The 24,609-nt window shown below is 70.3% G+C and carries 24 protein-coding genes; 13 read left to right on the top strand and 11 right to left on the bottom strand.

The genetic code is table 11. The features are described 5' to 3' along the window. Positions 1-18 precede the first annotated feature (18 nt). From AC1RQF_RS08050 to AC1RQF_RS08035, 4 genes are read left to right on the top strand one after another with little or no spacing between them, the layout of a single operon-like run. Positions 19-1,509, top strand: a complete 1,491-nt coding sequence (locus AC1RQF_RS08050) for an aldehyde dehydrogenase (protein WP_492871729.1) — start codon at positions 19-21, stop codon at positions 1,507-1,509. A 24-nt stretch (positions 1,510-1,533) separates the two neighbouring features. Continuing rightward, on the top strand, positions 1,534-2,499 hold the full coding sequence (locus tag AC1RQF_RS08045; protein ID WP_273995678.1) for a VOC family protein: 966 nt from the start codon (positions 1,534-1,536) through the stop codon (positions 2,497-2,499). 1 nt (position 2,500) lies between these two features. Next, the gene (locus AC1RQF_RS08040) at positions 2,501-3,745 is read left to right on the top strand and encodes an NAD(P)/FAD-dependent oxidoreductase (protein ID WP_492871734.1); all 1,245 of its coding nucleotides are present in this window, start codon (positions 2,501-2,503) and stop codon (positions 3,743-3,745) included. A gap of 23 nt (positions 3,746-3,768) precedes the next feature. Next, positions 3,769-5,166, top strand: coding sequence for an MFS transporter (locus AC1RQF_RS08035; protein ID WP_492871728.1), 1,398 nt, complete (start codon positions 3,769-3,771; stop codon positions 5,164-5,166). 24 nt (positions 5,167-5,190) lie between these two features. On the opposite strand, the gene AC1RQF_RS08030 is transcribed toward AC1RQF_RS08035, so the two are convergent. From AC1RQF_RS08030 to AC1RQF_RS08020, 3 genes are all read right to left on the bottom strand, one after another. Further along, positions 5,191-5,625, bottom strand: a complete 435-nt coding sequence (locus AC1RQF_RS08030) for a universal stress protein (RefSeq protein WP_273995682.1) — start codon at positions 5,623-5,625, stop codon at positions 5,191-5,193. 295 nt (positions 5,626-5,920) lie between these two features. Then, entirely contained in the window at positions 5,921-6,508 is a 588-nt protein-coding gene (locus AC1RQF_RS08025; RefSeq protein WP_492871727.1) for a C39 family peptidase, read from the bottom strand. Beyond that, entirely contained in the window at positions 6,505-7,266 is a 762-nt protein-coding gene (locus AC1RQF_RS08020) for a hypothetical protein (RefSeq protein WP_492871726.1), read from the bottom strand. Before AC1RQF_RS08020 ends, AC1RQF_RS08025 begins: the two co-directional genes overlap by 4 nt. 647 nt (positions 7,267-7,913) lie before the next feature. Here AC1RQF_RS08020 and AC1RQF_RS08015 point away from each other — a divergent pair. The 3 genes from AC1RQF_RS08015 (at position 7,914) to AC1RQF_RS08005 (ending at position 11,357) form a co-directional block, all read left to right on the top strand. Next, the gene (locus AC1RQF_RS08015; protein WP_492871725.1) at positions 7,914-9,401 is read left to right on the top strand and encodes an amidase; all 1,488 of its coding nucleotides are present in this window, start codon (positions 7,914-7,916) and stop codon (positions 9,399-9,401) included. Positions 9,402-9,792: 391 nt separating this feature from the next. Continuing rightward, on the top strand, positions 9,793-10,419 hold the full coding sequence (locus AC1RQF_RS08010; protein ID WP_492871724.1) for a hypothetical protein: 627 nt from the start codon (positions 9,793-9,795) through the stop codon (positions 10,417-10,419). 74 nt (positions 10,420-10,493) lie between these two features. Further along, on the top strand, positions 10,494-11,357 hold the full coding sequence (locus tag AC1RQF_RS08005; protein WP_273995689.1) for an arylamine N-acetyltransferase family protein: 864 nt from the start codon (positions 10,494-10,496) through the stop codon (positions 11,355-11,357). 12 nt (positions 11,358-11,369) lie between these two features. Here the strand turns inward: AC1RQF_RS08005 and AC1RQF_RS08000 are convergent, their stop codons facing one another. Genes AC1RQF_RS08000 through AC1RQF_RS07990 form a run of 3 tightly spaced genes read right to left on the bottom strand, consistent with a single transcriptional unit; the run spans position 11,370 to position 13,267 of the window. Then, on the bottom strand, positions 11,370-11,600 hold the full coding sequence (locus tag AC1RQF_RS08000; protein ID WP_273995691.1) for a 4-oxalocrotonate tautomerase: 231 nt from the start codon (positions 11,598-11,600) through the stop codon (positions 11,370-11,372). 28 nt (positions 11,601-11,628) lie between these two features. After that, positions 11,629-12,402 (bottom strand): class II aldolase/adducin family protein, encoded by a 774-nt coding sequence (locus AC1RQF_RS07995; protein ID WP_492871723.1) that lies wholly within the window; start codon positions 12,400-12,402, stop codon positions 11,629-11,631. Continuing rightward, positions 12,380-13,267 carry an urea transporter gene (locus AC1RQF_RS07990; RefSeq protein WP_273995693.1) on the bottom strand — a complete coding sequence of 296 codons (888 nt, stop codon included), beginning with the start codon at positions 13,265-13,267 and terminating at the stop codon, positions 12,380-12,382. Before AC1RQF_RS07990 ends, AC1RQF_RS07995 begins: the two co-directional genes overlap by 23 nt. A gap of 137 nt (positions 13,268-13,404) precedes the next feature. Here AC1RQF_RS07990 and AC1RQF_RS07985 point away from each other — a divergent pair, with 137 nt between their 5' ends. After that, a complete protein-coding gene (locus tag AC1RQF_RS07985) occupies positions 13,405-13,956 on the top strand; it encodes a putative glycolipid-binding domain-containing protein (protein ID WP_273995694.1) in 552 nt (183 codons plus the stop codon). A gap of 141 nt (positions 13,957-14,097) precedes the next feature. On the opposite strand, the gene AC1RQF_RS07980 is transcribed toward AC1RQF_RS07985, so the two are convergent. The 4 genes from AC1RQF_RS07980 to AC1RQF_RS07965 are packed head-to-tail and all read right to left on the bottom strand — an operon-like array spanning position 14,098 to position 18,413. Beyond that, positions 14,098-14,985: an alpha/beta fold hydrolase gene (locus AC1RQF_RS07980; RefSeq protein ID WP_492871722.1), complete on the bottom strand. Its 888-nt coding sequence runs from the start codon at positions 14,983-14,985 to the stop codon at positions 14,098-14,100. A 6-nt stretch (positions 14,986-14,991) separates the two neighbouring features. Next, entirely contained in the window at positions 14,992-15,879 is an 888-nt protein-coding gene (locus AC1RQF_RS07975; RefSeq protein ID WP_273995696.1) for a metal-dependent hydrolase, read from the bottom strand. After that, positions 15,876-16,814 carry an SDR family NAD(P)-dependent oxidoreductase gene (locus AC1RQF_RS07970; RefSeq protein ID WP_492871721.1) on the bottom strand — a complete coding sequence of 313 codons (939 nt, stop codon included), beginning with the start codon at positions 16,812-16,814 and terminating at the stop codon, positions 15,876-15,878. The genes AC1RQF_RS07975 and AC1RQF_RS07970 overlap by 4 nt, the downstream gene beginning before the upstream one ends. Before the next feature lie 27 nt (positions 16,815-16,841). Next, on the bottom strand, positions 16,842-18,413 hold the full coding sequence (locus AC1RQF_RS07965; protein WP_492871720.1) for a flavin-containing monooxygenase: 1,572 nt from the start codon (positions 18,411-18,413) through the stop codon (positions 16,842-16,844). A gap of 521 nt (positions 18,414-18,934) precedes the next feature. Between AC1RQF_RS07965 and AC1RQF_RS07960 the strand changes: the two genes are divergently transcribed. Beyond that, positions 18,935-19,900, top strand: coding sequence for a LysR family transcriptional regulator (locus AC1RQF_RS07960; RefSeq protein ID WP_273995699.1), 966 nt, complete (start codon positions 18,935-18,937; stop codon positions 19,898-19,900). 70 nt (positions 19,901-19,970) lie between these two features. Here AC1RQF_RS07960 and AC1RQF_RS07955 read toward each other — a convergent pair whose 3' ends face one another. Then, a complete protein-coding gene (locus AC1RQF_RS07955) occupies positions 19,971-20,630 on the bottom strand; it encodes a lysoplasmalogenase (RefSeq protein WP_492871719.1) in 660 nt (219 codons plus the stop codon). A gap of 207 nt (positions 20,631-20,837) precedes the next feature. Here AC1RQF_RS07955 and AC1RQF_RS07950 point away from each other — a divergent pair, with 207 nt between their 5' ends. From AC1RQF_RS07950 to speB, 4 genes are all read left to right on the top strand, one after another. Continuing rightward, on the top strand, positions 20,838-21,485 hold the full coding sequence (locus AC1RQF_RS07950) for a glutathione S-transferase family protein (RefSeq protein WP_273995701.1): 648 nt from the start codon (positions 20,838-20,840) through the stop codon (positions 21,483-21,485). Between the two features lie 120 nt (positions 21,486-21,605). Next, entirely contained in the window at positions 21,606-22,283 is a 678-nt protein-coding gene (locus AC1RQF_RS07945) for a Rossmann-fold NAD(P)-binding domain-containing protein (RefSeq protein WP_273995702.1), read from the top strand. A gap of 228 nt (positions 22,284-22,511) precedes the next feature. Next, a complete protein-coding gene (locus AC1RQF_RS07940) occupies positions 22,512-23,240 on the top strand; it encodes a glutathione S-transferase (protein WP_273998338.1) in 729 nt (242 codons plus the stop codon). A 370-nt stretch (positions 23,241-23,610) separates the two neighbouring features. Further along, positions 23,611-24,573: an agmatinase gene (gene speB, locus AC1RQF_RS07935; RefSeq protein WP_492871718.1), complete on the top strand. Its 963-nt coding sequence runs from the start codon at positions 23,611-23,613 to the stop codon at positions 24,571-24,573. The last annotated feature ends 36 nt before the right edge of the window (positions 24,574-24,609 follow it).

Raw genomic sequence — 24,609 nt, 5'->3', positions numbered from 1 at the left:
CCGGAGACGAATTTCCCCATGAGCGCATTCGAATCCCCGCTCGTCCCGACGGACGAGATCCTGGTCGGCGGCGTGTGGCGCCCCGGCGGCGGCGCGCCGACGCCGAGCGTGTACCCGGCCGATCAATCGCTGAACGCGACGATCCGGATGGCCGATGCGGCCGACGCGACGGAAGCGGTCGAGGCCGCCGACGCCGCCTGGCGGCGCGCCGACTGGGCGGGCCTGCGGCCGCACCAGCGCGCGGCCGTGCTGCAGCGGATCGCCGCGTCGATCGACATACACCACGAGGCACTCGCGCAATTGCAGCGGCGCGACAACGGCAAGCCGATCGCCGAGACGCGCGCGCTGGTGACGAGCGCGGCGAGCACCTTTCGCTACTTCGCCGCCTGCGCGGAGACGCTCGACGACGAACTGACGCCGCCGCGCGGCGACTACCTGACGATGAGCGTGCACGAGCCGCTCGGCGTGGTCGCGGCGATCACGCCGTGGAATTCGCCGATCGCCTCGGACGCGCAGAAGCTCGCGCCGGCGCTCGCTGCGGGCAACGCGGTGGTATTGAAGCCGGCCGAGGTCACGCCGCTCGCGTCGCTCGCGCTCGCGCGGCTGTGCGAACAGGCGGGCCTGCCGCGCGGCGTGTTGTCGGTGCTGCCGGGCAAGGGCTCGGTGGTCGGCGACGCGCTGGTGCGCCATCCGCTCGTGAAGAAAGTGTCGTTCACGGGCGGCACCGAGGTCGGGCGCGGCATCGCGCGGCTCGCGGCGCAGCGGCTGATTCCGGTGTCGCTCGAACTGGGCGGCAAGTCGCCCACCATCGTGTTCGACGACGCCGACCTCGACCACGCGGTCAACGGCGTGCTGTTCGGCATCTTCAGCTCGTCGGGCGAGTCGTGCATCGCGGGTTCGCGGCTGTTCGTGCAGCGCGGCATCCGTGAAGCCTTCGTCGCGCGGCTCGTCGAGCGGGCGCGCGCGCTGCGGGTCGGCGATCCGGCCAGCGAGCGCACCCAGATGGGGCCGCTCATCACGGCGGCGCATCGCGCGTCGATCGAGCGCTACGTCGCGCTCGGCAGGGAGGCCGGCGCGCGCGTGCTGTGCGGCGGCGAGCGTTTGACGGGCGAGGGCCGCGAGCAGGGCTTCTACTACCCGCCGACGATCCTCGACGGACTGACGAACCGCGCGGACGTGTGCCAGCAGGAGATTTTCGGCCCGGTGCTCGCGGTGCTGCCGTTCGACGACGAGGCATCGCTCGCGGCCGAGGCGAACGACAGTGTGTTCGGGCTCGCGGCGGGCATCTGGACCCGCGACTATCGGCGCGCGTGGCGCGTCGCGCGCGCGCTCGAGGCCGGCACGGTGTGGATCAACACCTACAAGCAGTTTTCGATCTCGACGCCGTTCGCGGGCTGGAAGGAGAGCGGCGTGGGGCGCGAGAAGGGCCGCCTCGGCCTGCGCGAGTATCAGCGCCAGAAGAGCCTCTACTGGGGGCTGAACGATGCGCCGCTGCCGTGGGCGAACTGAGCGCGGCGTCATGAGGATCATGCAATGAGCATACTTGGCATCGAACAGATCACCTACGGCGTCGCCGATCTCGCGGCCTGCCGGCGCTTCTTCGTGGACTGGGGCTTGCGCGAGGTCGCGGCCGACGCGCGCGAAGCCCGCTTCGAGACCCTGAACGGCTGCGCGGTGCGCGTCGTCGACGCGGCGGAGCCATCCTTGCCGCCGGCATTCGAGGCGGGGCCGACCCTGCGCGAAGTGACCTGGGGCGTCGCGACGGCGTCGGACCTGGATGCGCTGCGCGGCCGCTTCGCGGGCCAGCCCGGCCACTACGAAACCGACGAGGCGCTGGGCTGCCTCGATCCGAACGGCATGGCGATCCGCATCGAGGTGACGCGGCGGCGCGCGCTCGACCTGAAAGGCTCGCCGTCGAACGTCTGGGGCGACGCGCTGCGCATCGACCGGCCGAGCCCGATCTACGCGCGCGCCGAGCCGGTCGAGGTCGGGCATGTGGTGTTCTTCACCAACCGGCTCGCGGAGCAGGAGGCGTTCTATCACGCGCTGCTCGGCTTCGAGACGTCCGATCGCTATCCGGGGCGCGGCGTGTTCATGCGCTGCGCGCCGCACGGCGGCCATCACGACCTGTTCCTGCTCGCGCTGCCGGACGGGCGGCGCGGGCTCAATCACGTGGCGTTCACGGTGCGCGACATCCATGAGGTGTTCGGCGGCGGCATGCACATCAGCCGCTGCGGCTGGGAGACCCAGCTCGGGCCGGGGCGGCATCCGGTGTCGTCCGCGTATTTCTGGTACTTCCGCAATCCCGCCGGCGGCCTGATCGAGTACTACGCGGACGAGGACGTGCTGACGCCCGCGTGGCAGCCGCGCGAGTTCGAACCGGGGCCGACGGTGTTCGCCGAATGGGCGATCGACGGCGGGATCGACGGCCACACGCGCCGCCAGAAGCAGGCGGACGCGCCCGCGGGCGGCTTCATGACGGAGCGCAAGCATGACTGACATGACTGACACACCGGCACGGGAAGCCGCCGCGCCGCGCACGATCGTCGTGATCGGCGGCGGGCAGGCGGCCGGCTGCGCGATCCGGGCGCTGCGCGACGAAGGCTACGCGGGGCGCATCGTGATGATCGCCGAGGAAGTCCATGCGCCCTATGAACGGCCACCGCTGTCGAAGGCGGTGCTCGCGGGCGAGGCCGATGCCGCGTCGGTGCGGCTCATGCCGGCCGAGGCGTTCGACGCGCTCGACGTCGAGGCGTGGCAGCCCGCGCGCGCCGTCGCGCTCGATCGCGCGCGGCGCGTGGTGCGGACCGACACGGGGCGCGAGCTGGAATACGACCGTTTGTTGATCGCGACGGGCGGCGCCGCGCGCCGGCTGCCGGATGCTGTCGTCAGTACGCCGAACCTGTTCTACCTGCGCACGCTCGACGATGCCGCCGCGCTCGGCGAACGGCTGCGCGCGAGCCGGCGCGTGCTCGTGATCGGCGGCGGCTGGATCGGCCTCGAAGTCGCGGCGACGGCGCGCGGGCTTGGCGTCGAGGTGGTGGTGGCCGAGGGCGCGGCGAGGCTGTGCGCGCGGTCGGTGCCGGAGCCGGTGTCGGCGTTCCTGTCCGAGCTGCATCGCGCGCGCGGCGTCGAGCTGCGGCTCGGCGCGATGCTGACCGCGCTGGCGCCGCATCCCGACGACGCGGCGCGGGTGCGCGCGACCTTCGCGGACGGCAGCGTGGTCGACGCGGACTGCGCGGTGGCCGGCATCGGCCTTGCGCTCAACGTGGCGTTCGCGCGTGAGGCGGGGCTCGCGGTCGACGACGGGATCGTGGTCGACGCGTGCGGGACGACGAGCGATCCGGCGATCTTCGCGTGCGGCGACGTCGCGAACCACCCGAGCGCATGGCTCGGACGCCGGGTGCGGCTGGAGTCGTGGGCGAACGCGCAATACCAGGCCGTGGCCGCGGCGAAGGCCGCGCTCGGCGTGCGCGCCGACTACGCGGAGATTCCGTGGTTCTGGTCCGATCAGTACGACGTGAACCTTCAGATCCTCGGCGAGCTGCCGGACGATGCGCGCATCGTCGTGCGCGGCGATCCGGCCGAGCGCCGCGCGACCTTGTTCTTCGTGCGCGGCGACACGCTGCGCGGGGTGGTGGCGATCAACACGGCGCGCGACCTGAAGCTCGCGCGCAAATGGATGAACCAGGGGCGCGCGGTGTCGCCCGACGCGCTCGCCGACACCCGACGCGCGCTTGCCTGAGCGGGTCGATCAAGGAGACACGAATGAGCACAATAGACCCGTACGTGGCGGGCGCCGCCGCCCAGCCCGAGGCCGTCACGCCCGGCGCGATCATCGCGCGCCTGGAGCGCCTGCCCGCCAATGCGATGCAGATCCGCGCGCGCGTGCTGGTCGGCGCGGCCACGTTCTTCGACGGCTTCGATGTGATCACGATCGCCGCGACGCTGCCGCTGCTGATCCACAAATGGGGGCTGTCGCCGACCCAGGTCGGCTTTCTGATCGCCTCGGGCGCGATCGGCCAGCTGATCGGCGCGTTCCTGTTTCCCGCGCTGGCCGAGCGTCACGGGCGGGTGCGCGCGATCGCGCTCAGTTCGGCGGTGATCGGCGTGACGAGCCTCGCCTGCGGCTTCGCACCGACGTTCGAGGTGTTCGTGCTGCTGCGCATCGTGCAGGGGCTCGGCCTCGGCGGCGAGCTGCCGGTGGCCGCGACCTACATCAACGAGATCACGCGCGCGCACGGCCGCGGCCGCTTCGTGCTGCTGTACGAGATCGTGTTTCCGATCGGCCTGCTGGCGTCCATGGCGCTCGGTGCGTGGCTGGTGCCGAGGTTCGGCTGGGAAGTCATGTACTTCATCGGCGGCATGCCCTTGCTGCTCGCGTTCGTGCTGACGCGGCTCGTGCCAGAGTCGCCGCGCTGGCTCGCCGCGCGCGGCCGGCTCGACGACGCCTCGCGCGCGCTGGGCGGGTTCGAGGCCACGGTGAAGGGCGAGTTGCCGGCCGCGGCGGCCGCGGCCGAGTACGACGCGCTGCTGCAGCGTCACCCGCATCGCCGCATGCGCGACCTGTTCAGCGCGGCGTACCGCCGGCGCACGATCGCGGTCGCGACGCTGTGGGCGACCTGCGGCTTCATCCAGTATGGGCTGTCGACCTGGCTGCCGACCATCTACAAGGACTTCTATCACGCGCCGCTGCAGCTCGCGCTGAACCTCGCGGTGCTCGGCTCGGTGCTCGGCGTGCTCGGTTCGCTCGTGTCGGCGCTCGCGGTGGACGTGGTCGGCCGCAAGCCCGTGATCACCGGATCGTTCCTGCTGTGCGCGCTGTCGCTGGCGCTGGCCGGAATCTATCACGCCTCGTCGGTGTACGTGGTCGCGACCTTCTGTTCGCTCGCGCTCGGGTTCATGGCGTCGGGCTTCATCACGGCCTACGTCTATACGCCCGAGCAGTATCCGACCAGCATCCGCGCGTCGGGGTGCGGGCTGGGCAGCGCGTGGCTCAAGCTCGCGTCGTTCGTCGCGCCGATGGTGGTGCCGCACGCGATCATCGGCGGCGACCTGAGCCCCGCGTTCTACCTGCTCGGCGCGGTGCCGCTGATCGCCGCGCTGACCGTCCACGCGCTCGGCATCGAAACGCGCGGGCAGGTGCTGGAGCGGCTGGATGCGTGACGCGGCGCGCGGCCGCGTCCGCGCTCATTGCACGGCGGTGACGGGAACGGTCGAGACGCGCACGAGGCGATCGAGGACGCTCTGATGGAAGAAATGAATCAGGGCATGCAGCGGATCGCGGCGGGGCGCCACGACGACGATCTCGTCACAGCCGTTCTCGGTCGCGCAGGCGGCGATCGTGTCGGCGACCGGGCCGACTTTCATCGCGACCGAGTATTTGACGTGGGCGTCCTTGAGGATGCTGATGGCCTTGGCCAGTTCGCCTTCGGAGAAATCGTGTTCGATCTGGCGCAGCTTGGCGAGGGGATGGAAGGCTTCGAGGCGGGTGGATTCGAGGGGCGGCTGGACGTTGACCAGCACGACTTCGGATGCGCATCGTTCGTGATACAGAAATACCGCGTGCCGGACCGCTTGCAGGGAGCGTAGAGATCGGCTGACGGGAACCAGCAGCTTGAGCATGGGGCCCTTCCTGTCGGGTTGAAAGAGATGACGACAGGCTAATCCCGTTGCGGTCGGGGCGGTCTAAAGAGATCGCGGCGCGGTGTAAATAATGCGTAAACGCCCGGCGGTTCGGCGGCGCAGGTCGCCTTGGCGGGCGGGATGCCGGGCGGGCCGAGGTGACGCGCTCGACGGGCCGGGGCCTGTCACCAGCCCGGATTCGCGCGGGATACGGTCAACCGCCGTCCGGCCCATGCCATCGAGGCACGCCGCGGCGTGGCCGGCAAGGCGGCGTGCTCGCCAGCGGCCGGCGCGGTCAAAAGGTCACGAGGGATTCCACCCACGTGTGGGTGCCCATGTTGCCGGTGCCGGCGGCCATCCAGTCATAGTCGCCGTAGCCCGCGCCTTCGCCGGGCCATGGGTTCATGAAGTACATCATCTGCCCGTTGTCGTCGTATCCGTCCACGACCAGGAAGTGTCCGCCGCCGTCGGGCCACTGCCAGAGGATGACGACGGGGTTGCCCTGCTGGATGGCGGAGGCGACCGTCTGATACGACAGCACCTCGTCGTAGTAGGTCGAGTTGCGCCGGCCCAGCGACCACAGAATGCCGGAAATCCCGGTGGTGCCGCTCAGGTAGTTCGGCGAATTCACCGAATCGTTCCAGTCGAAGTCGTTGTCGTTGCACGCATAGTCGACGCCGCTGACCCAGTTCGCGATCGAGCACTGCGAGGTGGAGACGCTGCGATAGGTCAGCACCGCATCGGCGTCGGCGGCCCAGCACCATTCGCTGTGATCCTGCTGGACGATCGGCACGTTGAGCTGCCGGGCGCCGCTCATCGCGGCGATCGGCAGGGCGAGCCCGAGTATCGCAACGGTCCGGCGGACGAGCGCGAGGGTGTTCATTGCGGGATCTCCTGGTGCGTGAAGCGAGGCGTGAGCATGCCGCGCCGCACGTTGGCGCGCAGTGCCGGCATCAGCTGGGATTCCGGAAGCGGCTGAAGGTCGAGCGCGGCCGTCCGGGGCGTGCCCGGGGTCTGCTGCAATGCCTCGCGCACGGTGCTCAGGTCGATGTAGGCGGGCGCGCCCGGCGTGCCGGGGGCAGGAGAGCCGACTTCGATGAAATCGGCGACGCCTTGCAGGCTGCGCATGAAACGCAGCGGAACCGCGGGTGTCCTGTCGGCGTAGCGGGACACGACCAGCATGATGTCGCGCGCCAGTTCGCTCGCGCCGGCGGACACCATCTGCCAGTGGTTGCGCATCTGCGCGACGGTGATCAGCCCGACCGGCTGGCCGTCCAGCATCACGACGAAGCGCCATTCGCCGCTGGCGTGCGCGCTGGCCGCGAGGCTGCCGCCGCTCAGGAGCGTCCGGGGATCGAGCAGATTGACCTGGAACCCGTAGCCGATCGAAGCGCGCTGCAGATCCGTGTCGTTGCTCACCGCCATGATGCGTGGCGCACTGCTTGCCTGGGGATGCGAGGCGAGGCGCCGGGCGAGGGTGATCAACCCTTGCTTCGCGGCCGCGCGGGGCGCGGCTTCTTCGTTCGATGCGGTGCTGTCGGAGACGGGTTGCGCAGCGGCCGCGACATGCTGGCCGAAGAAGGCGGCACTCGTCAGGACAAGGGCGTGCAGCAAGGCATGGCATGCTCGGCGTGTTCGCATGACAGATCCTCGAGGGTGGGGAGGCGACGCGCGGCTTCGGCGCGTCGATCGGGCAAGATCGGCGTGCTGCGCGTCATGCGGGCGACGGCGCGTGGCATGACGGATGACGTTGGTTATATGGGGTTTTGGGAGGAACTAAAACTATTAAAAATAGGAGGGCTGAGCATCGCGGCAAGCGGCCGCCATGCCGTGCGGCGCCGGTTGAATCAGCATGGCGGAGGTCGTCGTCCGACGGGACAAGCGGCGCGGTGCTCGGGTGAGCCTGCATCGCTGCGCGGGTGCGCTTTCCTCGGACGGTGTCGTATCCACGATCTGCCGGGCTGCGGAAGAAAACGCAACGGGCGGACGGCTTCATTCCTCGCGCGTTCTCGGGCAGTCCCGACCCCATATCTCGATGCGACCCGCCGCGCGCGGGTATCCTGAGTGAAATTATAAAAAATATAAATTTATGCGCATAAACGGTGCGCGCCGCACGGCGGCCGATCCATCGGCATTCGAAATAGATCGCCGCGCGAAATATCATCAATCGAGAACGATCATTTCGCCGCGCGGCGCGGACCGCGTCCCTATAATCGACCGGCAAGCCTCGCCCGCGACCGCGCGATGCCGCGCGACGCCGCTTCCTCGAATTCCTACCGGAGACCCGCATGTCCGTCGGCCCTTCTGTTGCCCCGCCCGTCTTGTCGTCCGTTCCCGTCGACCCGCTCGTCGCGCTGCCCGCCCATGCGCTGTCGGAGGCGATCCGCCGCAAGACGGTGTCGTGCGTCGAGACGATGCGCGCCTATCTCGATCACATCGAGCGCGTGAACGGCGCGGTCAATGCGATCGTCGCGCTGCGCGAGCGGGCGACCCTGCTCGGCGAGGCCGCGCAGGCGGATGCGGCGCTCGCGCGCGGCGAGGCGACCGGCTGGCTGCACGGCGTGCCGCAGGCGCCCAAGGATCTCGCGATGACGCGCGGCATCGTGACGACGATGGGCTCGCCGATCTTCCGCACGATGGTGCCGTCGGCCGATGGCGTCGGCGCGGCGCGCCTGCGCGCGGCGGGCGCGCTGTTCGTCGGCAAGACCAATACGCCGGAGTTCGGGCTCGGCTCGCACACCTTCAACGAGGTGTACGGCGCGACCCGCAACCCGTACGACCTGACGAAGAGCGCGGGCGGCAGCAGCGGCGGCGCGGCCGCCGCGCTCGCGGCGCGCCTGCTGCCGGTCGCCGACGGCAGCGATTTCGGCGGCTCGCTGCGCAACCCGGCCGCGTTCTGCAATATCTACGGGTTCCGGCCGTCGCAGGGGCGCGTGCCGCGCTGGCCGGGCCTCGACGTGTTCATGCAGCAGCTCGGCACCGAGGGGCCGATGGGCCGCACCGTCACCGACGTGGCGCAACTGCTGGCGATCCAGGCCGGTTACGACCGGCACGATCCGCTGTCGATCGACGAGGATCCGCGCCGTTTCACGCAGTCGCTCGACGCCGACCTGCGCGGCAAGCGGATCGCGTGGGTGGGGGACTGGAACGGCTACCTCGCGACGGAGCCCGGCGTGCTCGCGCTGTGCGAATCGAGCTTCGACGCGCTGCGCGCGATCGGCTGCGACGTCGATGCGGCGCTGCCGGCGTTCCAGCCGGAACGGATCTGGCGCACCTGGCTCGCGCATCGGCATCTGCTGTCGGGCGGCAGCCTGCTCATGCACTATCGCGAGCCGGCGCGGCGGGCGCTGTTGAAGCCCGAGGCGGTGTACGAGGTGGAGGGCATGTTCGCGCTGAGCGCGTCCGATGTGTATCAGGCCAGCGTGGGGCGCACCGCGTGGTATCAGGCGGTGAACGCCTTCTTCGAGCGCTACGACTATATTGCCGCGCCGGCCGCGCAGGTGTTTCCGTTCGATGTGTCGGCGCGCTGGCCGCAGGTCATCGCCGGCCGCGAGATGGACACCTATCACCGCTGGATGGAAACCGTCGTGCCGTGGACGCTCGCGGGCTGCCCGGTGATGTGCGTGCCGGTGGGCTTCAACGCGGCGGGCCTGCCGATGGGGATGCAGCTGATCGGCCGGCCGCGCGACGATTTCGGCGTGCTGCAGCTCGCGCGTGCGTACGAGCAGGCGAACGATTGGGTGGGGGCGAAGCCGCCCGCGTGGCTCGGCGTGTAGGCGGCGGGGCGGTCGGTGCTGCGCGTCCGGCGGTTTGTCCCGGCATGCAGCGCGTCGATCGGGTTGATTCGAACTCCGGATAAAGTGGCGATGGGGTGTCGACAGCCCGGCCGCCGGATAGCGGCCGGGCGCGTGACGAAGCGCCGCGAAGCGCGCCGCAGCAAGCTTACCGTTTGCCGTCAAAGAAAATACAGAAGCACTGCAAACGATTGGCGTGTCCCGCCAAACCCACGCGCAGCGGCCGCCTGACGCCGCCTGGCCGGCATCGGCAAGCGCGCCGCGACCGCCGCGCGCGCTCCCGGCAATTCGTATCGGTATGTATCCGAGGTTGCCCCGGACCCTGCGCCACGCCGACAATTTCGGGCACGCGTTCCACAGGGAGAGCATGACCATGACGACCCGCACGCTCGCGATGCGCTGCGTGTTGGCGGCGCTGGCAGCCGGGGTGTTGACGGGCGGCGCGGCCGGCGCGCAGACGGCCGGCGCGCCGGTTGCCGGCGCAAGGCTGGCGGCGCCCGATGCGCAGGCGGCGCTGCGCGCGTATCTCGATGCCAACCACCTGCTGTTCGAAGGCCAGGCCGACCTCGCGCGCGCGCTCGGTTTGACGGGGGCGGCCGCGCAGGCGCAACAGGCCGCCGGGTCGCTCGACGTCGACGGCTGGCCGCCAGCGCCCGACGCGCTGGCCCGGGCGGGCGGCGCGCAGCAGTCGGTCGCGCTGGCGTTGTCGCAGGCGTTCGCGAGCGACGGCGCGAGCCCGGCGCCCGCCGATGCGGCGGCATTCGGCGAGGGCTTGATGCTGTTGGCGCGCGGCGTCGACGGTCTCGCGCCGCTCCAGGCGGAACTCGACGCGGCCGCATCGAACGAGCGGAATGCGCGGGCGCTGACGGTCGCCGCGCGCAATGCGCCCGATCAGTGCGACACCGGCGTGGCGACCTTGCGCGAGGCGATCCGCTTTGCGACGCGCCACGGGATCGCGGTGCCGGCGAGCGCGGCGGCGACGCTCGCGAGGACGCCGTGAGTCGTGAGCCGTGAGCGATCGCGCGCGGGGTGCTAAGGTATCGGCTCGCGATTCCCCCTGACTGAGGCGCACGCATGCGCGACGCATTCGATCTCCCCGCTTATTTCGACCGTATCGGCTACGATGGCCCCGCCGAGCCGACGCTCGCGGTGCTGCGCCGCCTGCACCTGCTGCATCCGCAGGCGATTCCATTCGAGAACCTGTCGCCGTACACCGGCGCGCGCGTCGAGCTGGGGCTCGATGCGGTCGCGCGCAAGCTCGTCGCCGCGCGACGCGGCGGTTATTGTTTCGAGCACAACAAGTTGTTCCACGCGGCGCTCGTCGCGCTGGGCTTTCACGTGACGCCGCTGATCGCGCGCGTGATGTGGCAGCAGGCGTCCGACGCGCCGGCGGCGCAATCGCACATGCTGCTGCGCGTCGATCTCGACGGCGAGGTGTGGTTCGCCGATGTCGGCTTTGGCTCGGTCACGCAGACGCAGCCGCTGCGCCATCGGCCCGACGAGGCGCAGGACACCCTGCACGGCGCATTCCGCCTGACCGAATCCGGCGCGCCGGGCGAGTGGCGCAGCGAGTTCCTGACCGCGTCGGGGTGGTCGCCGATCTATCGATTCGTGCTGCGGCCGGTCGAATGGATCGACTACGAGGTCGGGAACTGGTACACGTCGACCCATCCCGAATCGTTCTTCCTGCGCGAGCTGATCGTGTGCCGGGTGCTGCCGGAAGGCAGCGCGAACCTGTTCAACGACCTGCTGACGGTGCGCGGCCCCGACGGCGTCGCGCGGGCGGCGCGGCTGCCCGATGCACAGGCCTGGGCCGCGTGCGTGCGCGAGCGCTTCGGTCTGACGCTGGACGGCTTCGACGTCGACGCGCTGTTTGCCCGCGCGCGGGCGCGCGGCGACGCGCTGGCCGCGGCGGGCGGAGACGGCGCGCGCGCCTGACGCCGCGAAGCGTCAGGCCTGCTTCGGCGCGTCGGCGTCGCCGGGCGGTTCGGGCGCCCGCGCGTCGCACCACAGGCGGCCGCCCGTCGCCCAATGCTCGCGTTTCACTTCGCTGAGCACGATGTCGACCGCGCCGGGTTCGCAATCGAGCGTCTCGCAGGTGATGCGCGTGATCGCCTCGACGAAGCGGCGTTTCTGGTCGAGCGAGCGGCCTTCGAACAATTCGATGCGGAACGTCGGCATGGCGGGATTCCTGTCGGGTCGGTGAGGATCAGCGGCGGTAGGACGGATCGAGCCGGTCGAGCTTGCGCAGCAGCGCCGGCCATTCGAGTTCGCCATCGGGGGTGGCGTCGGCGCGCAGCTGCGCGGCCGCGCGGCGCGCGACCTCGGGGTCGGGCAGCACGAGCGGCCCGCCGCCCGCCTGGGCGAGCAGCTGGATTTCACAGGCCTTGATGAGCGTGGCCATCAGCACGTAGGCCTCGCCTATCGTGCGGCCCACGGTCAGCGTGCCGTGGTTGCGCAGCAGCAGCGCGGGCCGGCCGCCGAGCGGCTCGACCAGCCGCGCGCCCTCGGCCGGCGTGAACGCGAGCCCTTCATACGCATGACATCCGAGCCCCTCGTGAAAGCGCAGCGCGTGCTGCGACGCGGGCAACAGGCCGTCGCGCTGGATCGACACGGCGATGCCGGCGCTGTTGTGCAGGTGCATGACGCAGGCCGCATCGGCGCGCGCCGCGTGAACGGCCGCGTGCAGCGCGAAGCCCGTCACGTTGACCGGATGCGCGCTCGCGCCGATCGTGTTGCCCGCGAGGTCGATCTTCACGAGATTCGATGCGCACACCTCGTCGAAGCCGAGGCCGAACGGGTTGATCAGGAATCGGCCGGGTTCGTCCGGCACGCTCGCGGAAATGTGCGTGTAGATCAGGTCGTCCCAGCCGTTGAGCGCCGCCAGCCGATATGCGGCCGCGAGCGCGATGCGCGTGCGCTGTTCCGCGTCGGTCGGCGGGCCGGCGTCCGGCAGGGAGTCAGCGCGGTGTGCGAAGGACATTGAGGATACCGTCGGTGGTGCGGCGCGCGACCAGCGTGAGCCAGGTCGCGAGCACGAAGGGCAGGGTGAGCACGGTGAGGCCGGCGCGCAGTGCGAACCATTGCGCGAGCACGGCCATGGCGACGCCGACGGCGGCCGTCGGGACGCCGCGCCCGGCCAGCGCGAGCGCGGTCAGCGCGCCATTGAAGCCGAGCAGTCCGGCCCGCAGCGCGACGGCGTCCGTGTCCGGCGCGCCCAGCGCGACCAGCGCGAGCGAGCCAGCGAGCGCACCGCCGAACGCGAAGGTGGCGGCGCGCCGCGACGCGGCCGCGAGCCCCAGCAGCATCCATAGTCCGGCCGGGATGCCTTGCGCGAACGCGGCCTGCGCGACGCCGGCGCAACCGCCGCCGAGCGCGTCGCCGAGGGTCCAGCCCGGTGCGCCGCCCGCGTGCGGTGCGGCCGCGTGAAACGGCAGCCAGCACGCGGTCACGGCGAGGCAGGGGCTCGAATACGCACACAGCCCGCGCGTGCGCAGCCAGCCGCCGATCGGGCCGCAGGCCCAGCCCGCGAGACTCGCGGCGAGCAGCGCGAGCCCGAACCCGGTGGACGCATCCGCGCTGAAACCGACGGCCGCGAGCGCGGCGAGCGCGCCGTTGAAACCGTGCAGACCTTGTCGCCCCTCCGCGCGGTCGTGGCCGGCGAGATGCGCGACGACATTGGCGGCGGTCGCGCCGAGCAGCGCCGCGCAGGCGGCGGGCAGGCCCGTGCAGGCGAGCGCCGCGAGCACGCACGCGCCGGTCGCCGCGTTGGCCTGCAACACGATCTGCCCGAGGCTGCGCAGCAGGATGCGCAATTCGGTCGGAAGCGGGACAGTGGCGGCGAGCATGGCGGGCTGACGGCGGCGGCGGCGTGAGGAAGATCAGCCGCGAGCATAGTTCGGCGCGACGGCGGGCGGGATGCGCAGGCGTGATACCCGCTATTTGCGCTACGATGACGCGGCGCAATTACCTGGGAGGTCGTGCAATGACGGACGTGCGATGGGCGTCGCTGGAAGGTGGCGGAATCGAGCAACTGGCGTTGGAATGTGATGCGAAGGGCAGCGTTGCCGAGAGCGTGGTGATCGGGCGGCGCGAGGGGCGCGGCTTCGGGCTCGCGTACCGCGTTGTCTGCGATGCGCAGTGGCGCGCGCGTCACGTCGTCGTGCGCGTGATGGGCGGCGGCGTGCTCGAGTTGCACGGCGACGGCGCGGGGCATTGGCGCGACGCGGCCGGCGCGCCGGTGCCGGCGCTCGCGGGCTGCATCGACGTCGACATCGCGGCCACGCCGTATACCAACACGCTGCCGATCCGCCGGCTCGGTCTCGCGCGCGGCGAGCGCCGGGAACTCGACGTGGCGTTCATTCCGACGCCGGACCTGAAGCCCGTGCGCGCGCGGCAGGCCTACGTCTGCCTGGAGCCGGACCGGCTGTATCGCTATGAAGGCGCGTCCGGGCGCTTCGTCGCGGATCTGCCGGTCGACGCGGCCGGCCTGGTGATCGACTACGACACCTTGTTCAAGCGCGTGTCCGCGAGCTGAGGCGCGTGTGTCCGCTGCGTCACGGGGCGAACGGCCGGAAACGGGCGGTGCGTCCTGTGAGTGCGGACGTGGAGAAGAGAGGGGCCGGCGCCGCCGCCCGGTTGCCTGCGGTTCGCGAGCGGCCCGGCCGAGCAGCGCCGTTCAGGCGCTGGCCTGAGCCCCAGGAGCGGGCCCCGTCGCCGCCGGTGCTTCGTGTTCGGCGGCGAACCGGTCGATGCGCGCGGCGATCAGCGCGGCGTCGCGCAGCACGATCCAGTGCGCGCCGTCGAGCAGCTCGCGGCGGTGCGGGCCGAGCCAGCGTTCGAGGTTGGCCGACATCGCGGGCGTCACGTAGCGATCGAAGCGCGGCGCGAGGATCTGCACGGGCGCCCGCGCATAACGTTCGCGCGGCCGGCGCGCGCGCGGGATGAAGTTCTCGCGATACAGCGCGAGGCCGTTCAGCGCGTTGCGCAATTGCTGCGGGTCGGGCTCCGCGCGCAGCCGCTCGGTGCGGCGCAGCCACCACGGCCACAGCGCGGCGCCGGCGAGCCGCCACACGAGTTCCGGCACGAGCGGCAGATGGAAGAACGCGATGTACCACGACTTCAGCGATTGGCGCAGATCGAGGGGCGCGCGGAACACATGGTCGAGGCACGGGCCGGAGATCGAGGTGTAGGACGCGATGCGCTCCTTCAGCGCGGGCTCGGTGACCGCCTCCCAGCACTGGATCGAACCCCAGTCGTGGCCGACCAGATGGAACGGGCGCGTGCCGCAGGTCGCGTCGGCCACCGCGACGAGGTCGGCCGCGAGCCGCGCGAGCGCATAGCCGTCGCGGCGCGGCGGCGCGCCGGACGCGCCCGCGCCGCGCACGTCGTAGGCGATCACGCGGTAGCGCGTGTCGAGCGCGGCGCGGACCTGTTCCCACACCCGCGCGGAATCGGGATAGCCGTGCACCAGGATCACGGGCGGCGCGTCGCGCGGCCCGCTCAGGTAGGCGGCGAGACGCACGTCGCCGGCGTCCACGGTCAGCGTATCGCGCACGGCGGCCATCGCGCGTTACGCCTGCGGCGCCGGATGCAGCGGCACGCGGCGCGGCGCGGCCTGCGCGGCATAGCGCGCATTGGTCTCGTCGATCTTCGCGAGCAGGCGGTCGATCTGCAGGTAGCGGCGGTTGTCGTAGTCCCACGGATGGAAGTTCGGCCGGAAATAGCCGAGCCATTCGCGCGCGATGCCCGGGAATACGCCGTAGCGCGGGCCGTACAGGAACGCGACGAGCGTGCCGAACCCGCCGAAGCGTCCGCGGCGGCGGCGATGCGACGCCATCAGCCGCACATGGAAGTCGAACACGATGACCCAGAAGATCAGCGTGGTCACGAGCATCGTGCCGGTGCGCAGCAGATAGCGCCCGGGCCCCGGCCGCATGACCGTGTTCCACACGTCGAACGACACCGCCTTGTGTTCGGTTTCCTCCATCGCGTGCCACATCCACATCTGCGTGTAGCCGTCGACCGAGCCGTCGATCCGGTGCGCGGGATCGGACAGCAAGAGGTTCGCGAGCATCGCCGTGTAGTGTTCGAGCGCGATCGTGACCGCGAGCTGCATCGCGTGCGGCAGCACTTTCTTCATGAAGCCGAGCACCGCCCACAGCCGCGCATCGAGCCGGTGCGCGGGCAGGCCGGCCGCCTGCAGCAGATCGTTGTACTCGATGTGCTCGCGCGTGTGCATCGCCTCCTGGCCGATGAAGCCGAGCACCTGCTGCTTCAGCACGGGATCGTCGATGCGGTCCTTGTAGTTGCGTACCGAGTCCATGAAGAAGCGCTCCCCGGCCGGGAACAGCAGCGACAGCGCGTTCATGAAATGCGTGACCGGCACCCCTTTCACGTGCCAGTCAGACGCCCGTTCGGGCGGCAGCGCGAATCTGACGTCGCGTCGTACCGGCATCATGATGTTTCTCCCTGTTTGCCTGCGTTGTTATAGCTTGTGCGCGCCGCGGCCGGCGCGGGCGCCGGTTGGGCATGGCCGGCGCGGCGGCGCGCCTTGGCGCGTTCGCGACGGGTCGCCATCACGACCAGCACCTGATAGGCGGCGGGCAGCACGCGCGCGAGCCAGTCGGCGCCGTGCGCGTCGCGCCCGATCAGCACGCGGCGCTGATTCCGGCGCACGCCGCGCAGGATCGTGCGGGCCGCCTCGTCGGCCGTCGTGATGAAGAACTTCTCGAAGTCGTCCTTGCCCTGCTGTTCGCTGTCGACCATGAAGCCGAGCATGTTCTGCGAGATGCGGCTCGACTGCGCGATGTTGGTCTTGATGCCGCCCGGATGCACGCAGGTCGCCGACACGCCGCACTTCATCATGTCCAGCTCCTGACGCAGCGATTCGGTGAAGCCGCGCACCGCGTACTTGGTCGCGTTGTACGCGCTCATGCCCGGCTGCGCGAAGATCCCGAAGATGCTGGAGGTGTTGACGATGTGGCCGTCGCCGCTCGCCTTCAGGTAAGGCAGGAACGCCTTGGTGCCGTGCACGACGCCCCAGAAGTTGATGTTCATGATCCATTCGAGGTCCGCGTATTCCATGCCCTCGATCGTGCTCGACAGCGCGACGCCCGCGTTGTTGAACACCAGGTTCACGCGGCCGTGCGCCGCCGCGGTGTCGTCGGCCCAGGCCTGCATCGCGGCGCGGTCGCCGACATCGAGCACGCGCGTCGTGACGCGCACCGACGGCGCGAGCGCGCGCACGATCCGTTCCGTTTCCGCGAGGCCGACCGCGTTGCGGTCCGCGAGCGACACGTGGCACTGCGCCTGCGCGAGCTGCAGCGCGAGCGAGCGGCCCATGCCGGAGCCTGCACCCGTGATGGCCGCGACCTTGTCGGCGAAATCCTTCATGTCTTCGTCTCCTCCGTTGCGGATGGCTCAGGCGGCTTCGGCCGGGCGCGTGGCGGCGGGCGCGGCGGCGGGGCGCGCATCGCGCCGGGGCGCGGCATACGCATGGTAGTCCGCCATCGAGAAATGCGCGGTCGCCTGCCGGAAGCGCCACGTGAAGCCGGGCCACAGCGTGGTGTTCTTGCCGGTGCGCGGATCCAGATACCAGCTTTTGCAGCCGCCCGTCGACCAGATCGCGCGCTTGAGCTTCTGCTGCAACTGCGTGTTGTACGCGTTCTCGACGAGCGGACGCACCTCGATCGCGTCGGCGCGTTCGTTGCGCATCGCGTCGAGCGCGCCGAGGATGTATTCGATCTGCGACTCGATCATGTACACCATCGAGTTGTGGCCGAGGCCCGTGTTCGGGCCGACGATCATGAAGAAATTCGGGTAGCCGGGCAGCGTGGTGCCGAGGTACGCGTGCGCGCCGTCGCGCCACGTGTCGACGATGTCGACGCCGCCGCGCCCGCGGATCACGCCGCGCGGGAACGGATCGGCGACCTGGAAGCCGGTGCCGTAGATCAGGCAGTCGACCTCGTGACGCGCGCCGTCGGTGGTGACCACGGCGTTCGGCTCGATGCGCGCGATGCCGGTCGTCACGACGTCGACATTGGCGCGGGTCAGCGCCGGGTAGTAGTCGTTCGAGATCAGCACGCGCTTGCAGCCGAGCGTGTAGTCGGGCGTGACGGTCGCGCGCAGCGCCGGGTCGGGGATCTGGCGGCGGATGTGCTTGAGCGCGAGCTTCTGCACGTTCTTCATCAGCGCCGGATGGATCGCGAAGCCGAGCACGCGCGATTCCAGCATCCAGTACAGGCCGCCGCGCACCAGCTTCTGCGTGAACGGCAGCGCGCGGAACAGCCATTGCTCGACGCGCGTCACGTTGCGATCGGGCTTCGGCATGATCCACGGCGGGGTGCGCTGGAACAGCGCGAGCGAGCGCACGCGCGGCGCGATCTGCGGAACGAACTGGATCGCGCTCGCGCCGGTGCCGATCACCGCGACGCGCTTGCCGTCGAGCGGATAGTCGTGCTCCCACTGCTGCGAGTGGAACGCCTTGCCCTCGAACTGCTCGATGCCGGGAATCGCGGGCAGCGCGGCGCGCGACAGGCCGCCCATGCCGGAGATCAGCACCCGCGCGTTGAGCCGCCGGCCGTTCGCGAACGTGAGCCGCCAGCGGTGCGCGGTTTCGTCGTAGGCCGCGCCGACGAGTTCCTGGCCGAAGCGCAGGTACGGGCCGAGGTGGAAGCGTTCGACGCAGCGTTCCAGGTACGCGCGGATCTCGGGCTGCGGCGCGAACATCCGGGTCCACAGCGGATTCGGGGCGAACGAGAACGAGTAGACATGCGATTGCACGTCGCACGCGCAGCCGGGGTAATGGTTGTCGCGCCAGGTGCCGCCGACCGATCCGGCCTTCTCCAGCACGACGAAGTCGGAGACGCCTTGCTCACGCAGCCGGATCGCCATCCCCAGGCCGGCGAAGCCGGTGCCGATGATCGCGATGTCGATGGATTCTTCGGGGCCGTTGCCGCCGGGCGGGGCGAACGGCGGGGTGCGCGCATTCATCCAGGTGTCTCCGTTTTTGCTCATTTTTTAATGTGACATTGAATGATGTAACGATAGTCTGCGGCAAGGAATTCCGCAAGGGGCTAGATGGATGGCTCTAGGGCGCGGCCGGTGACAGACGAGGGGAATCGCAAGATGTTGAACGGAAAGGAATTTTTTGATGGATCCGGGGCGGGCCGGCGAGCCCGCCGGGACTGCCCGGGCGTTGACGCGCCGGGCTCGACGGACACCCGCCCTACGGATATCCCGGCGTACGAGACGAGACGGAGATCCCGATTTCGTCCAAGTCCGGAGAAGCGCGGGATGTGCGCGGGGAAGCGCTTCGCGGGTTCGATGCCGTGCAACGGCCGGCGCTCGCGGGACGACGCGCCCGGCCGCCGTCCCGTTCCGATCCCGCCCGGCGGCCCGCATGCAGGCGGCCCGCGCGATTGATGCGTCCCGCCGAACAATCGTGAAGTCGCTTGTGCCGGACGGCGGCGCGGCTCTATGCTGTCCGGTTGGCGAATCAAAGGAGGATAGGCATGGACCGGCTGCAAGCCATGGAAGTCTTCACGCGCGTGGTGGATGCGAACAGCTTCACGCGCGCCGCCGAAGCGCTGACGATGCCGCGCGCGTCAGTGACGACCACCATCCAGAACCTCGAGGCGCTGCTCGGCGTGCGCCTCCTGAACCGGACGACGCGTCGGCTGTCGCTCACGCCCGACGGCGCGGCCTACTACGAACACTGCCTGAAGATCATCGCGGAAATCTCGGAGACGGACGCGAGCTTCCAGGCCGGCAGCCGCAAGCCGAGCGGCGCCTTGCGGGTGCACATGCCCGGGTCGATCGGGCGGCAGATCGTGATCCCGGCGCTCTCGACCTTTCACCAGCGCTATCCGGACATCGACCTCGATCTCGGGCTGTCGGACCGCATCGTCGATCCGGTGGAGGAAGGGCTCGACTGCCTGATCCGGGTCGGGCCGCTCGAGGATTCGTCGATGATCGCGCGGCGGCTCGGCCTGCTCAAGCGCGTGACCTGCGCGTCGCCCGCCTATCTCGACCGGCACGGCGAGCCGTGCGAGATCGCCGACCTGGCCCGCCATCAGGCGGTGCGCTTCCGGATGAGCCACACCACGCGGCCGGTGCCCTGGATCTTCCTGATCGACGGCAGGATGGTCGAGGTGAAGATGGACAGCGTCGTCACGGTCAACGACGGCGATGCGTACCTGACCTGCGGCATCGAGGGCTTCGGCCTGATCCAGCCGATGCTGCTGCTCGCGCTGCCGCATCTGCTCGACGGGCGGCTGCGCGAGGTGCTGACCGGTTTCAATCCGAAGCCGAAGCCGATTTCGCTCGTGTATCCGCAGAACCGTCATCTGTCGATGAAGGTGCGCGTGTTCGCCGATTGGCTCGCGGAACTGTTCGGGTCGATTCCGGCGGTCGAGGCGGAGAGCGCGTGGCCGCGCGGCGGAGCGCGGCGCGACGGCAGTCACGCGGTGCCGGCTTGAGGGCCGGGATTGCCGTTGCCGGGACGCGGGGCGGTGCGCGTCGCGCCGGCCTTGTCCGGCGCGCGCGCGCTCAGCGCGGCGCGCGGCGGCGCAACACCCCGGCGACGAGCGTCAGCTGCGCGAGCGCATAGCAGAACCAGATCGCGTAAGCGCTGCCGCCGAATGCGCCGAGAAAGCGGTCGATGCCGATCAGCGCGTCGGAGCCGGAGAAGACGAGCCCGCCGAGCGCCACCTGGAGCCCGGGCGTGCGCGCGCACAGCGCGAAGCTGGCCATCGCGCCGAGCACGAGGATGTAGACGGACACCGGCGCCGCCAGCGCATGCAGGTGCGGGTGGAACGCGGCGTAGAGCGCGCCGGCGAACAGCCACAGGCCGATCAGCGCGAGCACGCGCCAGCCGCGCGGCGCGGCGCGCCACGGCGCGAACAGCGCGCAATAGCCGAGATGGGCGAGCAGGAACGCGCCGAGGCCGGCCACGAACGACGGCGGCCATTGCGGCAGCGCGAGCAGCACGTCGCCGAGCACGGCCGCGGCCAGCGCGAACATGAGCCGGTTGCGTTCGCGGGCGGGGGCGTGGCGCGTCGCGGCGGCGAGCAGCAGCACGCCCATCGCCGCCTTCGCGGCCGGCTGGCCCGGGTAGGGCGCGATGCCGAGCGAGAGTCCGTAGCACAGCGCCGCGACGAGCGCGGCGTACCACAGGCCGCGCGCGCGGCCGGGCGGGAGAAGCGGCATGGTCGATGGGGTCTCCGGTTTGTTATGGAGCGACGCGCGCGGCCCAGCACGGCGCGATCGCGCATTATCGCGGAGAAGCGCCGCGCGGCGGCCGGCGAATCCTTCTAGAATCGGCGCTTGCCCGCGCGCTGTGGCGCGGGGTCGATGCCTGCGCGTCCGCGCGGCGGGCGACGGCGTGGATGGCGTGGAACATGCGAGGAAGAGACGATGCTGACGGTCTGGGGACGCCGCAATTCATTCAACGTGCAGAAAGTCATGTGGCTGATCGGCGAACTCGGCCTCGCGCATCGCCATGTGCCGGCCGGCGGCGATTTCGGCCTCAACGATACCGCCGCTTTCTTCGCGATGAATCCGCACGGGCGGGTGCCGCTCATCGACGATGACGGCACGACCGTCTGGGAGTCGCATGCGATCCTGCGCTATCTGGCCGCCCGTCACGGCGAGGCCGGTTTCTGGAGCGAGGACCCGCGAGTGCGCAGCCTGGCGGACCGCTGGATGGACTGGACCCAGACCAGCCTGCAGCCGGCGTTCCTGACCGGCGTTTTCTGGGGCTATTACCGGACGCCGCCCGCGCTGCGGGACGCCGTGCGCATCGAGCACAGCGTCGATCTGTGCGCGCAGTATTTCCAGCTGCTCGATCAGGTGCTGTCCGCGCAGCCGTTCCTGGCCGGCGAGCGGCTGACGCTCGCCGACATTCCGGCGGGCACGCACCTGTACCGGTATTTCGAGCTGGACATCCGGCGTCCGCATGTGCCGCACGTGGAGGCGTGGTACGCGCGCCTCGCCGCGCGGCCCGCGTACCGGGAGCATGTGATGGTGCCGTTCGGGGAATTGCGCGGGCGGTTGGATTACTAGGGGGCGGCCTCCCGCGGGGCGGCTTGCCTCGCGTGGGCTCGACGGAGGTAAAGCGCGGGGCGGCTTGCCTTGATTCGGCGCAGCAGCGCCTGTATCTGTATGGTCATCGGAGGTCACCTCATGCGCATCGTCCTGACCGGTGCAACCGGCATGGTGGGCCAAGGCGTGCTGCGCGCGTGCCTGAGGGCCCGCGACGTGACGGAAATCATCGTGATCGGCCGGCGCGCGCCCGACGGTTACGCGGATCCGCGGCTCAAGGTCGTCGTCACGCCGCATCTCGATCGCTTCGAGGCGTCGGATGCCTCGTTCGCGAACGTCGACGCCTGCTTCTTCTGCGTCGGCGTGTCGTCGTTCCGGATGCCGGAGGCCGCGTATCGCGCGGTGACCTACGACCTCACGCTCCACGTCGCGCGGCAACTGCTTGCCCGCAGCCCCGGCATGAGCCTGGTGTATGTGTCCGGCGCGGGCGCGGACAGCAGCGAGCAGGGCGGGACCATGTGGGCGCGCGTCCGCGGGCAAACCGAAAACGCGCTGCAGCGGCTGCCGTTTCGACAGGTCGCCATATTCCGGCCCGCCGCGATCCTCCCCGAGGACGGCATCCGGTCGCGCACGGCGGTTTACCGGTGGGCGTACGCCGTGCTCGCGCCGATCCTGAGCGTGATACGCCGGATCGCGCCGGGGCAGGTGCTGACCACGCAGGTCGTCGGCGACGCCATGCTCAACGCCGTGCGGCACGGCGTGCCGCAACCGATCCTGACGCCCGCTGACATTCATCGGCTGGCTGCCGCGCCGCCGTGATGCGCCGGCGAAGCGCGAGGGCAGCCGGGGCGTCGGCGGAATTCGCTCGTGTTCCATGCGCATGGGACGCGCGCGGCGTCGGCCGCGAGCGACGGCGCGTCGGCTCGGGATGACCGCGACGGCCGTTGCGCCTAGACTGTCCCGTCATCGGGAGCAAGCGGCGGCCTGCCCGCGCCACGCGAAGCCGGCCATCCCGCGCAGTCTTCATCCAGGGCAAGGGAGGACACGATGCACTACGCGCTTTATTACTGGCCCGGCATCCAGGGCCGCGGCGAATTCGTGCGGCTGGCGCTCGAAGCGACCGAAGCCGACTATGTCGACGTCGCGCGCCAGTCCGCGCGCAAGGGCCTGGGCCTGCCCGCGATGATGCGCCTGCTCGACGACGACGCATTGGCCTGCCCGCCGTTTGCGCCGCCGTTTCTCAAGGCCGGCGACCAGATCATCGGGCATACCGCCAACATCCTGCTGTTCCTCGGCGCGCGGCATCGTCTTGCGCCCCGCGAGGCGGCGGCGCGGCTGTGGGTGCACCAGCTGCAACTGAGCGTGACCGACTTCGTCGCCGAGATCCACGACACGCATCACCCGATCGCCGGCAATCTCTACTACGAAGACCAGATGCCGGAAGCGGCCGCGCGCTCGGCGGATTTCATCGAGAATCGCCTGCCGAAGTTCCTCGGCTATTTCAGCACGGTGTTGGCCCGGAATCCGCACGAGAGCGGTTACCTGGCCGGCCGGCGCTTGAGCTATGTGGATCTGTCGATGTTCCAGCTGATCGAGGGGCTGCGCTACGCCTTCCCGAACGCGATGGCGCGCATCGAACCGGAGCATGCCGGGTTGATCGAATTGCACGACCGGGTCGCGGCGCATCCGCCCATCGCGCGCTATCTGGCGTCGGCGCGTCGCATTCCGTTCAACCAAGAGGGAATCTTCAGGCACTACGCGGAACTGGATCGATAGTGCGTGCAGGACAGGCGGCAGGCGCGCGGCCGCCTCGCTCGCCTGCCGGGCGGGATGCGAGCGGCGCGCATTGCGCGGCTCTCCCGCACGAAGCCGGAAGTCAACACAGACCCATCGCGTCGAATCCTGACAGGCCGCGGCGCAGGCACGCGTCCGCCGCCGGCGCGTTCCCGGGATGTCGGCGTCCGCGCGCGCTTGCTATCATCGCTGCGGGATCTCCTTCCCACCCGGCTGCGCTACAGGATTCGCAAGCCAGCGTGACGGCGCATCGCCGCAACCCGCGCCGCACGTTCCCAATGAATCCGTGCCGGCGCGTCGCGCGTCCCCACTATTCCCGCGCGCGCCCCGGCTTCGTCAGACAGGTTCAACGATGACCGAACACATCCGCGCCGACGGCGCGATCCGCCAGTCGTCCCTCCAAGGTTCCGCATTCGAAAACACCTATGCCGGCGTGCTGTCGTTCATGCGCCGCACCTACAGCCGCGAGCTTGCCGGCGTCGACGTGGCGATTTCCGGCGTGCCGCTGGATCTCGCCACCACCTATCGCTCCGGCGCGCGGCTCGGCCCGGCCGCGGTGCGCGCGGCCAGCGTGCAGCTCGCGGAACTGGATCCGTTCCCGTGGGGCTTCGATCCGTTCGAGGATCTCGCGGTGATCGACTATGGCGACTGCTGGTTCGACGCGCACAATCCGCTCACGATCAAGCCCGCGATCGTCGAGCACGCGCGCACGATCCTCGAGAGCGGCGCGAAGATGCTGACCTTCGGCGGTGACCATTTCATCACCTATCCGCTGCTGATCGCGCACGCGGAGCGCTATGGCAAGCCGCTGTCGCTGATCCATTTCGATGCGCATTGCGACACCTGGGCCGACGACGAACCGGACAGCCTCAATCACGGCACGATGTTCTACAAGGCGGTGAAGGACGGGCTCGTCGACCCGCGCACCTCGGTGCAGATCGGGATCCGCACCTGGAACGAGGACTTCATGGGCTTCAACCTGCTCGATGCGCCGTGGGTGCACGAGCATGGCCCGCGTGCGGCGCTGGAGCGGATCAGGTCGATCGTCGGCGACCGGCCCGCGTACCTGACCTTCGACATCGACTGTCTCGATCCGGCGTTCGCGCCCGGCACCGGCACGCCGGTCGCGGGCGGCCTGTCGTCCGCGCAGGCGCTCGCGATCGTGCGCGGGCTCGGCGGCCTGAACCTGGTTGGCGCGGACGTGGTGGAGGTCGCGCCCGCCTACGATCACGCCGACATCACGGCGATCGCCGCCGCGCATGTCGCGTGCGACCTGCTGTGTCTGTGGCGGCAGCGCAAGGTCGGCGCGCACTGACCGCGCGCCGAGCGGCCCCACACGAACCCCATAACG

Source organism: Burkholderia sp. GW821-FHT14F03 (assembly GCF_058803765.1).
Note: the sequence above shows the minus strand (reverse complement) of the source record. Positions and strands in the feature narration are given on the sequence as shown.